14 protein-coding genes are annotated in these 13414 nt (G+C 69.1%); 10 read left to right on the top strand and 4 right to left on the bottom strand.

Going from position 1 to position 13414, the window contains the following annotated elements:
* From urtC to ureG, 10 genes are all read left to right on the top strand, one after another.
* On the top strand, positions 1-1188 hold the full coding sequence (urtC, locus tag WS49_RS16100) for an urea ABC transporter permease subunit UrtC (RefSeq protein ID WP_059530292.1): 1188 nt from the start codon (positions 1-3) through the stop codon (positions 1186-1188).
* Entirely contained in the window at positions 1185-2042 is an 858-nt protein-coding gene (gene urtD / locus WS49_RS16105) for an urea ABC transporter ATP-binding protein UrtD (protein WP_059530295.1), read from the top strand. The genes urtC and urtD overlap by 4 nt, the downstream gene beginning before the upstream one ends.
* Before the next feature lie 4 nt (positions 2043-2046).
* A complete protein-coding gene (gene urtE, locus WS49_RS16110) occupies positions 2047-2739 on the top strand; it encodes an urea ABC transporter ATP-binding subunit UrtE (protein ID WP_059530298.1) in 693 nt (230 codons plus the stop codon).
* A gap of 185 nt (positions 2740-2924) precedes the next feature.
* On the top strand, positions 2925-3800 hold the full coding sequence (locus tag WS49_RS16115; RefSeq protein ID WP_059530302.1) for an urease accessory protein UreD: 876 nt from the start codon (positions 2925-2927) through the stop codon (positions 3798-3800).
* Positions 3801-4036: 236 nt separating this feature from the next.
* Positions 4037-4339: an urease subunit gamma gene (ureA, locus tag WS49_RS16120; RefSeq protein ID WP_006048588.1), complete on the top strand. Its 303-nt coding sequence runs from the start codon at positions 4037-4039 to the stop codon at positions 4337-4339.
* Positions 4340-4353: 14 nt separating this feature from the next.
* Positions 4354-4659, top strand: coding sequence for an urease subunit beta (locus tag WS49_RS16125; protein ID WP_059448107.1), 306 nt, complete (start codon positions 4354-4356; stop codon positions 4657-4659).
* A 28-nt stretch (positions 4660-4687) separates the two neighbouring features.
* A complete protein-coding gene (gene ureC / locus WS49_RS16130; protein WP_044846265.1) occupies positions 4688-6394 on the top strand; it encodes an urease subunit alpha in 1707 nt (568 codons plus the stop codon).
* A gap of 18 nt (positions 6395-6412) precedes the next feature.
* The gene (gene ureE / locus WS49_RS16135; protein ID WP_059530305.1) at positions 6413-7033 is read left to right on the top strand and encodes an urease accessory protein UreE; all 621 of its coding nucleotides are present in this window, start codon (positions 6413-6415) and stop codon (positions 7031-7033) included.
* Positions 7020-7700: an urease accessory protein UreF gene (locus WS49_RS16140; RefSeq protein ID WP_059530307.1), complete on the top strand. Its 681-nt coding sequence runs from the start codon at positions 7020-7022 to the stop codon at positions 7698-7700. The genes ureE and WS49_RS16140 overlap by 14 nt, the downstream gene beginning before the upstream one ends.
* Positions 7701-7714: 14 nt before the next feature.
* Entirely contained in the window at positions 7715-8362 is a 648-nt protein-coding gene (gene ureG, locus WS49_RS16145; RefSeq protein ID WP_059530309.1) for an urease accessory protein UreG, read from the top strand.
* A gap of 60 nt (positions 8363-8422) precedes the next feature.
* Here the strand turns inward: ureG and waaA are convergent, their stop codons facing one another.
* The 4 genes from waaA to WS49_RS16165 all read right to left on the bottom strand — a co-directional run bounded on the left by waaA (position 8423) and on the right by WS49_RS16165 (position 13314).
* On the bottom strand, positions 8423-9781 hold the full coding sequence (waaA, locus tag WS49_RS16150; RefSeq protein ID WP_059530311.1) for a lipid IV(A) 3-deoxy-D-manno-octulosonic acid transferase: 1359 nt from the start codon (positions 9779-9781) through the stop codon (positions 8423-8425).
* A gap of 37 nt (positions 9782-9818) precedes the next feature.
* Positions 9819-10703, bottom strand: coding sequence for a Kdo hydroxylase family protein (locus WS49_RS16155; RefSeq protein WP_059530314.1), 885 nt, complete (start codon positions 10701-10703; stop codon positions 9819-9821).
* A 43-nt stretch (positions 10704-10746) separates the two neighbouring features.
* Positions 10747-11742, bottom strand: a complete 996-nt coding sequence (gene waaC / locus WS49_RS16160) for a lipopolysaccharide heptosyltransferase I (RefSeq protein ID WP_059530317.1) — start codon at positions 11740-11742, stop codon at positions 10747-10749.
* Positions 11743-11919: 177 nt separating this feature from the next.
* Positions 11920-13314 carry a phosphomannomutase/phosphoglucomutase gene (locus tag WS49_RS16165; RefSeq protein WP_059530319.1) on the bottom strand — a complete coding sequence of 465 codons (1395 nt, stop codon included), beginning with the start codon at positions 13312-13314 and terminating at the stop codon, positions 11920-11922.
* Positions 13315-13414 lie beyond the last annotated feature (100 nt).

The raw sequence follows: 13414 nt of genomic DNA on the forward strand, positions 1-13414 counted from the left end.
ATGACTTCAATCACCGATTCGTTGTCGAACCCGATCGCCGACGCGCCGAAGCCTCCTGCCTCCGCGCGTGCGGAGGACGGTTTCGCGCTCGGCCTGCCGCCCCGCCCCGCGCTGCTGTCGCGCCGCGCGTGGCTCGCGCTCGTCGCGCTGTGCATCGCGATCGGCATCGGCGTGCCGCTCGCCGCGCTGGTCGCGCCCGAGTCGAGCGCGTTCCACTTGTCCGCGTACGCGATGACGCTCGCCGGCAAGCTGATGTGCTACGCGATCGCCGCGCTCGCGCTCGATCTCGTGTGGGGTTACTGCGGAATCCTGAGCCTCGGCCATGGCCTCTTCTTCGCGCTTGGCGGTTATGCGATCGGCATGTACCTGATGCGCGAGATCGGCCGCGACGGCAAGTACGGCAGCGACCTGCCCGACTTCATGGTGTTCCTCGACTGGCATCAGCTGCCCTGGTACTGGAGCGGCACGCAGCATCTCGCCTGGGCGCTCGCGCTGGTCGTGCTCGTGCCGGCCGTGCTCGCATGGGTGTTCGGCTTCTTCACGTTCCGCTCGCGCGTGAAGGGCGTGTACCTGTCGATCATCACGCAGGCGCTGACGTTCGCCGCGATGCTGCTGTTCTTTCGCAACGAGACGGGCTTCGGCGGCAACAACGGCTTCACCGACTTCAAGCGCATCGCCGGGTTTCCGATCACGTCGCCCGGCACGCGCACGGTGCTGTTGCTGCTGACCTTCGCGACGCTCGTGCTCGCGTTCATCGCCGCGCGCGCGATCGTCACCAGCAAGCTCGGGCGCGTGGTCACCGCGGTGCGCGACGGCGAGACGCGGCTGATGTTCCTCGGCTACAGCCCGCTCGCGTACAAGCTGTTCGTATGGACGCTGTCGGCCGTGCTGTGTGGGATCGCGGGCGCGTTGTACGTGCCGCAGGTCGGCATCATCAACCCCGGCGAGATGTCGCCCGGCAACTCGATCGAAATGGCGATCTGGGTCGCGGTGGGCGGGCGCGGCACGCTGATCGGGCCGATCGTCGGCGCGTTCGCGGTGAACGGCGCGAAGAGCCTCTTCACCGCGTACTTCGCCGAATACTGGCTGTTCTTTCTCGGGCTGATCTTCGTGCTCGTGCCGCTCTTGCTGCCGCGCGGCATCATGGGCCTCGTCGACACACTGCTCGCAAAGGGGAAACGCGCATGAACGGCACGGCCCTCTATCAGTTCACACCACCGGCCGAGGACGAGCTGCTGACCGTCAGCGGCACCGCATCGATGGGCCGCGTGGTGCCGCCCGGCATCGACACGTCGCACGGCACGATCCTCTACCTCGAGGACATCGAGGTGAGCTTCGACGGCTTTCGCGCGCTGAACAAGCTGTCGCTCGCGATCGACGCGGGCGAACTGCGCTGCGTGATCGGCCCGAACGGCGCGGGCAAGACGACGATGATGGACGTGATCACCGGCAAGACCCGCCCCGATGCGGGCAAGGTGTTTCTCGGCCAGACCATCGACCTCGCGCGGATGAACGAACCCGAGATCGCGCGTGCGGGGATCGGCCGCAAGTTCCAGAAGCCGACCGTGTTCGAACAGCATCCGGTGTGGGAAAACCTCGAACTGGCGATGCAGACCGACAAGGGCTGGCTCGCGTCGCTGCGCGCGCGGCTCGACCGCGCCGCGCAGGCGAAGATCGAGGAGACGCTCGCGCTGATCGGCCTCGAAAGCGACGCGTATCGCGCGGCCGGCGAGTTGTCGCACGGGCAGAAGCAGCGGCTCGAGATCGGCATGCTGCTGATGCAGCGCCCGGCTCTGCTGCTGCTCGACGAGCCGGCCGCCGGCATGACCGACCACGAGACGATGGAACTCGCGAAGCTGCTGAACACGCTGCGCGGCACCTGCTCGATGATGGTCGTCGAGCACGACATGGAATTCGTCGCGGCGCTCGCGGGCGACACGGGCCGCGTGACGGTGATGGCCGAAGGCGCGGTGCTCGCGCAAGGCACGCTCGACCAGGTCAAGCGCGACGACGCGGTGATCGAGTCCTACCTCGGACGGTAATCCAATGCTGAAGATCGATGCACTGAACCAGTATTACGGCGGCAGCCATATCCTGCGCAACGTCACGCTTGCCGCCGACGACGGCAAGCTCACCGTGCTGCTCGGCCGCAACGGCGTCGGCAAGAGCACGCTGCTGCGCTGCCTGATGGGCGTCGTCGCCGCGAAGAGCGGCAGCGTGTCGTGGCGCGGCACGGCGCTCGGCGCATTGCCGCCATATGCGCGCGTCGCGGCCGGCCTCGCGTACGTGCCGCAGGGCCGCGACATCTTTCCGCGCCTCACCGTCGAGGAGAACCTGCTCGTCGGCGCGGCGAGCCGCAAGGCGCCGTCGAAAGTGCCCGACCGCATCTACGACCTGTTCCCGGTGCTGAAGGACATGCGCGCGCGGCGCGGCGGCGACCTGTCGGGCGGCCAGCAGCAGCAGCTCGCGATCGGCCGCGCGCTGATGAGCGAGCCGCAGCTGCTGATCCTCGATGAGCCGACCGAGGGCATCCAGCCGTCGATCATCCAGGACATCGGCCGCACGCTGCGCCAGCTCGTCGACGAATCGCAGATGACCGTGCTGCTCGTCGAGCAGTATTACGACTTCGCGCGCTCGATCGCGGACCATTACTGGGTGATGAGCCGCGGCGAGGTCATCGCGGGCGGCGAGGCGCGTGACATGGAAACCCACGGCGTGCGCGAGCTGATCGCGGTGTAGCCGAGGAATGCGGCACGCGATGACGTTGCCGCGAGGTGCCGGCGATCGACGCATGCCGGACGAACGTCGGCATCGCCGCCGCGCGGCCGCCCCTCCCCGTCGCCTCGTTCGGCATCCCGAACACCCAGGCGTATAGTGTTGCGGTAGCATCTCCGATCCCCGCGCCCGTCTCCAGCTTCCCGCCGATGTCCGCCCTCGATTCCCACGCCCCGCTGTCCCGTCCCGCCGTTGCCAAGTCGTGGCGCGGCCGTCTCGAACTCGGCTTCGAGCGGCACGGCGCGCGCACGACGCTCGCCCACCGGCTGCACGACGGCCCGCTGCGCGTCCAGCGGCCGCTGTATCCGGAAGGCGACGCCATCTGCCACGCGGTCATCGTTCACCCGCCGGGCGGCGTCGCGGGCGGCGACCGGCTCGACATCGACATCACGCTCGGCGACGGCACGCACGCGGTGCTGACGACACCCGGCGCGACCAAGTGGTACAAGTCGAACGGCCTCGACGCGACGCAGCGCATCGGCATCACGGTCGGCGAGCACGCGAAGCTCGACTGGCTGCCGCAGAACAACCTGTTCTTCGACGCGGCCCACGCCGCGCTCGACTTCACCGTGACGCTCGGCGCCGGCGCGAGCGCGATCGGCTGGGACGCGACGCAGCTCGGCCGTCAGGCGGCCGGCGAAACGTGGTCGGCCGGCCGCATCGCGTCGGGTTCGGCACTCGTCGATGCCGACGGACGGCCGCTTTGGACCGAGCGCGCGCTGCTCGACGCGCACGATCCGCTGCGCGGCGCGCTGCAGGGCCTCGGCGGCTTTCCCGTGTACGGCACGCTGTGGGCGGCCGGCGCCGCGTGCGATGCCGCGCTCGCCGAAGCGCTCGCCGCGCGGATGCCGTTCGACGACGCACTGCGCGCGGGCGCGACCTGCGTGACGCCGGGCGTCGTGCTGGTGCGCGCGGTATCGACGTCGATGGAAGCGCTGCAGCGTCACTTCGCCGACTGCTGGCTTTACCTGCGGCCGCTCGTGCACGGCGTCGACGCACGGCCGCTGCGCCTCTGGCAGACCTGAGCGCGCGGCCCGCCACGCACCGTTTCGGCGCAGCCGCGCCGCCCGCCCCGCCCACGATTCATGCATCGCGCACCACGATCGCGCATCGAGGCGCGTTCCATCGACATGGCACGCGCCTTGCTGCTTACATAACGGCTACACGACGCACGAAAAACGGCGCGGTGCTACGATGACCCGCGCCCCGGCCGGAACCCCGCGCACCGATAAAAATTACGTTTTCCTGAACGATTGCCTTCATGAAACTGACTCCCCGAGAAAAGGACAAGCTGCTGATCTTCACGGCGGCGCTGCTGGCCGAGCGCCGCCGCGCGCGCGGGCTGAAGCTCAACTATCCGGAAGCGGTCGCGTTCATCACCGCCGCGCTGATGGAAGCCGCGCGCGACGGCAAGACCGTCGCCGAGGTGATGCACTACGGCACGACGCTGCTCACGCGCGACGACGTGATGGAAGGCGTGCCGGAGATGATTCCCGACATCCAGGTCGAGGCGACCTTCCCCGACGGCACCAAGCTCGTCACCGTCCACCACCCGATTCCGTGACCGAGGTAGCACGCATGATCCCCGGCGAAATCCTCACCGACGACGGCGAGCACGAACTGAACGCGGGCCGCGCGACGGTCTCGCTCGTCGTCGCGAACACCGGCGACCGCCCGGTGCAGGTCGGCTCGCATTACCACTTCTTCGAAGTCAACGACGCGCTGTCGTTCGACCGCGCCGCCGCGCGCGGCTTCCGGCTCAACATCGCAGCCGGCACGGCCGTGCGCTTCGAGCCGGGCCAGACGCGCACCGTCGAGCTCGTCGAGCTGGCCGGCGAACGCGCCGTCTACGGTTTTCAGGGCAAGGTGATGGGGCCGCTGTAAGCCGCGCCCCGCTCTTCAGGAACAGCACATGACACTACGCTTGAGCCGCCGCGCATACGCGGAAATGTTCGGGCCGACGACGGGCGACCGCGTGCGGCTCGCCGATACCGAACTGCTGATCGAGATCGAACGCGACTTCACCACCTACGGCGAGGAAGTGAAATTCGGCGGCGGGAAGGTGATCCGCGACGGGATGGGTCAGTCGCAGCGGGTGGCCGCCGACGTGCCCGACACGATCATCACGAATGCGGTGATCCTCGATCACTGGGGCATCGTGAAGGCCGACATCGCGATCAAGCACGGCCGCATCGCCGCGATCGGCAAGGCGGGCAACCCGGACATCCAGCCGGGCGTGACGATCGCGATCGGCGCGGCGACCGAAGTGATCGCCGGCGAAGGGCTGATCGTGACGGCCGGCGGCATCGACACGCACATCCACTTCATCAGCCCGCAGCAGATCGACGAGGCGCTCGCCTCGGGCGTCACGACGATGCTCGGCGGCGGCACGGGGCCGGCCACCGGCACCAACGCGACGACCTGCACGCCGGGCCCGTGGCACATGGAGCGGATGCTGCAGGCCGCCGACGGCTGGCCGATCAACCTCGGCTTCCTCGGCAAGGGCAACGCGAGCCTGCCGCAGCCGCTCGTCGAGCAGATCGCGGCCGGCGCGATCGGCCTGAAGCTGCATGAAGACTGGGGCACGACGCCCGCCGCGATCGACAACTGCCTGTCGGTCGCCGACGACACCGACACCCAGGTCGCGATCCACACCGACACGCTGAACGAAGGCGGCTTCGTCGAATCGACGGTCGCCGCGTTCAAGGGCCGCACGATCCACACGTACCACACCGAAGGCGCGGGCGGCGGCCACGCGCCCGACATCCTGAAGGTGTGCGGCGAGGCGAACGTGCTGCCGTCGTCGACCAACCCGACGCGCCCGTACACGATCAACACGCTCGACGAACATCTCGACATGCTGATGGTGTGCCACCACCTCGATCCGTCGATCGCCGAGGACCTCGCGTTCGCCGAATCGCGGATCCGCCGCGAGACGATCGCGGCCGAGGACATCCTGCACGATCTCGGCGCGCTGTCGATGCTGTCGTCCGACTCGCAGGCGATGGGCCGCGTCGGCGAAGTGATCATCCGCACCTGGCAGACCGCGCACAAGATGAAGGTGCAGCGCGGCGCGCTGCCCGAGGACGGCGCACGCAACGACAACTTCCGCGCGAAACGCTACGTCGCGAAGTACACGATCAACCCGGCGATCACGCACGGCATCGCGCACGAAGTCGGTTCGATCGAACCCGGCAAGTGGGCCGACCTCGTGCTGTGGGAGCCCGCGTTCTTCGGGATCAAGCCGTCGATGATCCTCAAGGGCGGGATGATCGCGATGGCGCAGATGGGCGATCCGAACGCATCGATTCCGACGCCGCAGCCCGTCCACTACCGCGAGATGTTCGCCACGCGCGGCGGTGCGCTCGCGCGCACGTCGCTGACCTTCGTGTCGCAGATGGCCGCCGATGCGGGCATCGCCGAACGCTACGGGCTCGCAAAGCGCGTCGTGCCCGTGCGCAACTGCCGCAACGTGACGAAGGCCGACATGATCCACAACGCATGGCGCCCGTCGATCAGCGTCGATCCCGAAACCTACGACGTGATCGCCGACGGCCAGCTGCTCACCTGCGAGCCGGCGACGGTGCTGCCGATGGCGCAGCGCTATTTCCTGTTCTGATTTCCGGTTTTTCGTTCCATGCGCACCCTCGACAAACGCATTGCCCCGAACGTGAAGCTCGCCGCGTCGCTCGTCGCGCGCGCGCCGACGCTCACGCTCGCCTATGACGCCCGCTGCAAGAGCCGCCTCGCGGCGACGCTCGACACCGGCGAGGACGTTGCGGTCCTGCTGCCGCGCGGCACCGTGCTGCGCGACGGCGACGTGCTCGTCGCCGACGACGGCGCCCTCGTGCGCGTCGCCGCGGCGCCCGAGACCGTGCTGCTCGTGCATGCGGCCGATCCGCTCACGCTGATGCGCGCCGCGTATCACCTCGGCAACCGTCACACGCCGGTCGAGATCGGCGACGGCTACCTGAAGCTCGAAGCCGATCCCGTGCTCGCGGACATGCTGCGCCGGCTCGGCACGCAGGTCGAAGAAACCAGCGCACCGTTCCAGCCGGAAGCCGGCGCATACGGCGGCGGCCACAAGCATGGACACGACGCGACGTTCGCCGAGGACTACGCACTCGCGCAGCAGGTATTCGGCGAGCATCACGGCCACTCGCACGATCACGATCACGATCACGATCACGATCACGATCACGATCATCAGCATGGTCCGGGCTGCGCGCACGGCCACCACGGTCATGACCACCACTGAGCTCGTCGCGCTGCTGCATCTCGCGTCGCCCGCGCTGCCGATCGGCGCGTTCAGCTATTCGCAGGGACTCGAAGCCGCGCTCGACGCGAACCTGATCCGCGACGCCGACACCGCGCGCGACTGGATCGCGAGCGGGCTGACCGACGTGCTCGCGCACGGCGAGCTGCCGTTCCTCGCGCACCAGCTCGCGCGCTGGCACGCGCACGACGCCGATGCGCTCGCACGCGAGAACGCGTGGTTCGTCGCGAGCCGCGAATCGTCGGAGCTGCGCCGCGAAACCGAGCAGATGGGCTGGTCGCTCGCGCAACTCTGCGCGTCGCTCGAATGGGGCGATGCCGCGCGCCGCGCGACGCTCGCGTCGATCTCGCCGATCGCGCTGCCGACGGCGTTCGCCTACGCGGCCGCCGCGCACGATGCCGGCGCCGACGCGACGCTCGCCGCCTACGCATTCGGCTGGGTCGAGAACCAGACGTCGGCCGCGCTGAAAGCCGTGCCGCTCGGCCAGCTCGCCGGCCAGCGCATCATCGTCGCGCTGCGCGGCGCGATCGACGCGGCCGTGCGCCGCGCGCTCGCGACGCCGCCCGACGCCATCAACACGTTCGCGCCGCAGCTCGGCATCCTGTCCGCGCGGCACGAAACCCAGTATTCGCGGTTGTTCCGCTCCTGAATCCCACCCACGCCATGAACGCACCCGCTCTCTCCTCCGCCCGCCGCACCAAGAAACTGCCGCCGCTGCGCGTCGGCATCGGCGGCCCGGTCGGCTCCGGCAAGACCACGCTGCTCGAAATGCTGTGCAAGGCGATGCGCGAGCGCTACGACCTCGTCGCGATCACGAACGACATCTACACGAAAGAAGACCAGCGCCTGCTGACGGTCGCGGGCGCGCTGCCCGAGGAACGCATCATGGGCGTCGAGACGGGCGGCTGCCCGCATACGGCGATCCGCGAGGATGCATCGATCAACCTCGAGGCCGTCGACCGGATGCTGTCGCGCTTTCCCGACGCCGACATCGTGTTCATCGAATCGGGCGGCGACAATCTCGCGGCGACGTTCAGCCCCGAGCTGTCGGACCTGACGATCTACGTGATCGACGTCGCGGGCGGCGAGAAGATTCCGCGCAAGGGCGGCCCCGGCATCACGAAGTCCGACCTGCTCGTGATCAACAAGACGGACCTTGCGCCGCTCGTCGGCGCGAACCTCGACGTGATGGCGTCGGACACGAAGAAGATGCGCGGCGAGCGGCCTTACGTGATGACGAACCTGAAGGCGCTCGACGGCGTCGCGGACGTGATTGCGTTCATCGAGAAGAAGGGATTGTTGACGGTGTGAGCGACGCGGCGGCAGCATGCCGCCACGTCTACCCGGGGGAAACGGCCTTGCGCCGCCCGCTTAGTCGTCGGATGCGCCGGCTGCGCCGTGCATCGCACGCCCGCCGCGCTCGACCGGCGGCAGCAACGCCGCGAGCACGTCGACCGAGCGCGCGGTCGCGCCGCGATGGCGCGACGCGAACGCGGCGCCCGCCGCGCCCATCGCGATGCGCCGTGCCTTGTCGGCGAACAGCGCGTCGAGCACGTGCGCGAGATCGAGCGAATCCGCGACCTGCATCGCCGCGCCGGCCGCGACCGCATCGGCGGTCGCCTGCGTGAAGTTGAACACGTGCGGCCCGATCAGCACCGGCACGCCGACCGCACAGGCCTCGATCAGGTTCTGCCCGCCGAGCGGCAGCAGGCTGCCGCCAATGAACGCGACGTCGGCGGCCGCATAGTACGCGCCGAGTTCGCCCATCGAATCGCCGAGCAGCACCGTCACGTCGGCCGGCAACGGTTCGGCCGCGGCGGGCCGACCCGCGGCGAGCGCCGCCGCGTCCGCACCCCACACCGAACGCCGCACACACTTGAACCCGTTGCGCTCGACGAGCGCCTCGACTTCGGCGAAGCGCTGCGGATGACGCGGCACAAGAATGAGGAGCGCGCCGGGCGTCTTCATCGCGGCGAACGCCTGCAGCACCAGCGCCTCCTCGTTCTCGCGCGTGCTGGCGGCGACCCACACCGGCCGCGTGCCGATCGCGTCGCGCCATGCATGGCCACGCGCCGCCAGCTCAGGCGGCGTCGTCATGTCGAACTTCAGGTTGCCGAGCACCGTCACGTTGCGTGCACCGAGCGACGTCAGCCGCTCCGCGTCGGCCGGGCTCTGCGCGAGCACGCGCGAGAAACCGCCGAACACGTCGCGCGTCGCCGCGCCGAACTTCGCCGCACGTCGATGCGAGCGCGCGGACATCCGCGCGTTGGTCAGCACGAGCGGCACGTCCGCGCGGCGGCACTCGTCGATCAGCGTCGGCCACACCTCGGTTTCCATCACGAGACCCAGCGTCGGCCGCCATGCGCGCAGGAAGCGCCGCACCGCGCCCGGCATGTCGTACGGCAGATAGCAGCGCAACACGCGATCGCCGAAGATCTGCTCGCCGGTCGCGCGACCGCTCGGCGTCATGTGCGTGAGCAGAATGCGCGCGTCGGGACGCGCATGCATCAGCGCGTCGATCAGCGGCTGCGCGGCGCGCGTCTCGCCGACCGACACCGCATGCACCCAGATCAGCGGCGTGCGATCGTCCGGCGACCGGCCCGCGACGTGACCGAAGCGTTCGCCGATGTGCTCGCGATAGCCGCGCTCCTTGCGCGAACGCACATAGAGCCGGATGACCGCGATCGGCGCGACGAGCCACCACAGCGCGCGATAGATCGCCCTCAGCATGCGCGGGCTCCGAAACCGTGAAGGATGCGGTGCGCGCTCAAACCAGCGCCCTGCCCTGCAGGCGCTCGAGAATCCCGAGCGGCGCGCATTCGCGACGCACCATCGCGTCGACCGGCAGGAAGAAGGTCTGCTCGAGCATGAACTGGCCGGACATCACAGCGTGCGAAGTCTGGTCCGAGAAACATATCCACACGCTGCCCGGCGGAAACGGCATCGTCTGCTGCGGGCAGGTCTTCTGGTAGTCGAGATCGGCCTTCATGCTGTCGTGCAGGTTCAGCATCAGGTGGTCGTATGCGCTGCGCGGCGACTTCGTCACGTGCAGCAGGTTCAGCAGCCACGCCGAACCCGGGAACTGCGGCCGGATCTTCGGCAGGAAACGCTTCGCGACGTCCTCGAACGGCTCGCCGACGCGCCACACGCGCGGCTGCCCGGCCGGGTTCACGTTCGTGAACACGCGCAGGATCCGCTCGCCGTAGTTCGGCCGCGACGGGAACGCGTCGACGTGCAGCCGGCTGTCGTCCTTGCGCCAGGACGTCTGGCGCGTCTCGACCTGCATCAGCCGCAGGCTCGTCGGCGCGACGCGCAGCTTGCCGCGGTATTCGGGAAAGAGGCCGTCGACGAGCGTGCCGGCCTGCTGCTGGAAGCGCGCGACCAGCGCGCGCACGGCCGACTGCGTGACGCTGTCGCCGAGCACGCCGGCGAGCGCACCGCCGTTCGGCGCGAGGCTGATGTTCTTGCGTTTCGGATCGGCGAGCGCCGGATCGAGCAGCGCTTCCTCGCCGCCTTCGATCGCGAAGCGCAGGTGCGGGAAATACAGCACCTTGCCTTCCTCGACCGCGGCGAGCAGCTGCTCGCGCGGCACCGACAGGTTGTGTCCGCTCCAGTCGGCGGACGGGACTTCGATGATCTGGGATTCGCTCATGATCGATTCGCGTGCGTGACGGGCAGGGCAGGCATGACGGGCATCACAGCAGACCGAAGCCCGCGAGCACCGCCTTCACCTGCGAGATCGACGGCGGCTGCCCCGCCGTGCCGAGATTGACGACGTTCGGCGACCAGTAACCACCGGTGCGCCAGGCCGTCGCGAAATTGTACAGTTCGACCGTCGGACGCTTCAGCGCGGCCGCGATGTGAACCAGACCTGTATCAACCCCGACCGTCGCGGCCGCGCCGTCGATCAGGCCGACGACGGCCGGCAGCGACAGTTTCGGCGGCACGATCGCCGCCGCGCCGAACTCCTTCGCGAGCCGCTCGCTGGTCGCGCGCTCCGCGTCGTTGCCCCACGGCAGCACGAGCGACGCGCCGCGCCGCACGAGCGCCTGGCCGAGCTCGATCCAGGCGGCGTCCGGCCACTGCTTGTCGGCGCGCGACGTCGCATGCACGAACACCACGTACGGCACCGGCAGGTTCAGGCCGAGCGCCGCGACCGCGAGCGCCGCCGCACGCGTATCGAGGCCGAAGTCGACCGGATCGGCCGGCGTCGGCGCCGGGTCGCCCAACGCGGCCGCGACCAGCTGGCGCGAACGCTCGACCACGTGCGTGCGCGGCGCGATCGGCACGCGCTTGCGATAGAAGAAACGCACCGGCCATTCGTAGCCCGCGCCGTCGGTGCGGTTGCCGAGGCCCGCGAGCGGGCCGCGCGCCCAGCTCGCGACCCAGGCCGTCTTGATGAGCCCCTGGCAGTCGATCACGAGGTCGTACTGCTCGGCCGCGAGGCGCTTGCGGAACGCGCGGATCTCGCGCCACGTCGCACCCGAGAACGGCTTCTTGCGCCAGCGGCGCAGCGAGAACGGCAGCACGTCGCGCACGCCGTCGACGAGCCGCACGAGGTCGACGAAGCTCTCCTCGACGAGCCAGTCGATCTGCGCGTCGGGGTGGCGACGCCGGATATCGGCGATCACCGGCATGTTGTGCACGACGTCGCCCAGCGACGACACGCGCACGATCAGGATCTTTTGCACGCTGAAAAAACGCCGGCGGACGGCCGGCGACAGGCATAAAGACGCGATTTTATCGCGCCCCGGGGACCACACAGGCAAAAAGCGGCCGCACGCCGTCGGCGTGCGCCGCTTTTCGGGGATGGCGCGACGATCGTTCGACCATCGTCGCGCCGGCGGCGGCCCGCAGGCCGCCGGTTTTCAGAACGGCAGCTTGACGTCCGGCTTCGCGGCCGTCAGCACGCGGCGGAAGTCGTCCTGGATGCGCTTGAGCCCTTCCTCGGTCTCGGATTCGAACCGCATCACGACGACCGGCGTCGTGTTCGACGAACGCGCGAGGCCGAAGCCGTCCGGGTATTCGACGCGCAGGCCGTCGATCGTCACGACCTCGTCCGCACCGTCGAATTTCGCCTCCTTCTGCAGCTTCTCGATCAGGCGGAAGTTCTCGCCTTCGTCGAGCCAGAGCTGCAGTTCGGGCGTGCTCATCGCGTCCGGCAGCGCGTTCAGCAGCGCGCTCGGATCGGCCGCCTTCGCGAGAATCTCGAGCAGGCGCGCGCCCGTGTAGAGACCGTCGTCGAAACCGTACCAGCGATCCTTGAAGAACACGTGGCCGCTCATCTCGCCCGCGAGCGGTGCGCCCGTCTCGCGCAGCTTCGCCTTCACGAGCGAATGCCCCGTCTTCCACATCAGCGGCTCGCCGCCCTTCGCCTTCACCCACTGCGCGAGATGGCGCGTGCACTTCACGTCGTAGATGATCTGCGCGCCCGGGTTGCGCGACAGCACTTCCTCCGCGAACAGCATCAGCTGGCGGTCCGGGAAGATGATCTGGCCGTCCTTCGTGACGACGCCCAGGCGGTCGCCGTCGCCGTCGAACGCGAAGCCGAGCTCGGCATCGGTGTCCTTCAGCGCCTGGATCACGTCCTGCAGGTTTTCCGGGTGCGCGGGATCGGGGTGGTGGTTCGGGAACGTGCCGTCGATGTCGGTGAAGCGCTCGACGAGTTCGCAGCCGAGCGCCTTGAACAGGCGCGTCGCGAGCGGGCCCGCGACGCCGTTGCCGGCGTCGACGACGAGCTTCATCGGGCGCGCGAGCTTCACGTCGCCGACGATGCGCTCGATGTACTGGTCGGCGACGTCGAATGCCTCGTACGAGCCGCTGCCCGTCTCGTAGCGCTCGTCGACGATGCGGCGGTACAGCGCCTGGATCTGCTCGCCGTAGATCGCCGCGCCGCGCAGCACCATCTTGAAGCCGTTGTAGTCGGGCGGGTTGTGGCTGCCCGTGACGACGATGCACGAATCGACGCGACGCTCGCCGCCCTTCAGCGCAAGCGGCACGCTCGCCGCGAAATAGCCGACCGGCGTGGGCACCATGCCGACGTCGACGACGTCGACGCCCGCCGCACGCAGGCCATCGGCGAGTGCGCCGACGAGCTCGGGCCCCGACAGGCGGCCGTCGCGCGCGACGACGACCGCGTCGCCGCCCTGTGCGCGCACTTCGCTGCCGAATGCCCGGCCGATCCCGCGCGCCGTGTCGGCGTCGAGCGTCTTGCCGACCACACCGCGAATGTCATATGCCTTGAAGATGGATTGGGAGATCATCGATTCTCTCTCGGTTGCGTGCATGGAAAATAATCTGGCCGCCTTTCGCGCATGCCCGGCATCATACATGCGGGCCCGGCGCTGCAAGGAACGGGACGGC

It is taken from the genome of Burkholderia sp. RF7-non_BP4, assembly GCF_001521935.1.
Lineage (GTDB): Bacteria > Pseudomonadota > Gammaproteobacteria > Burkholderiales > Burkholderiaceae > Burkholderia > Burkholderia diffusa.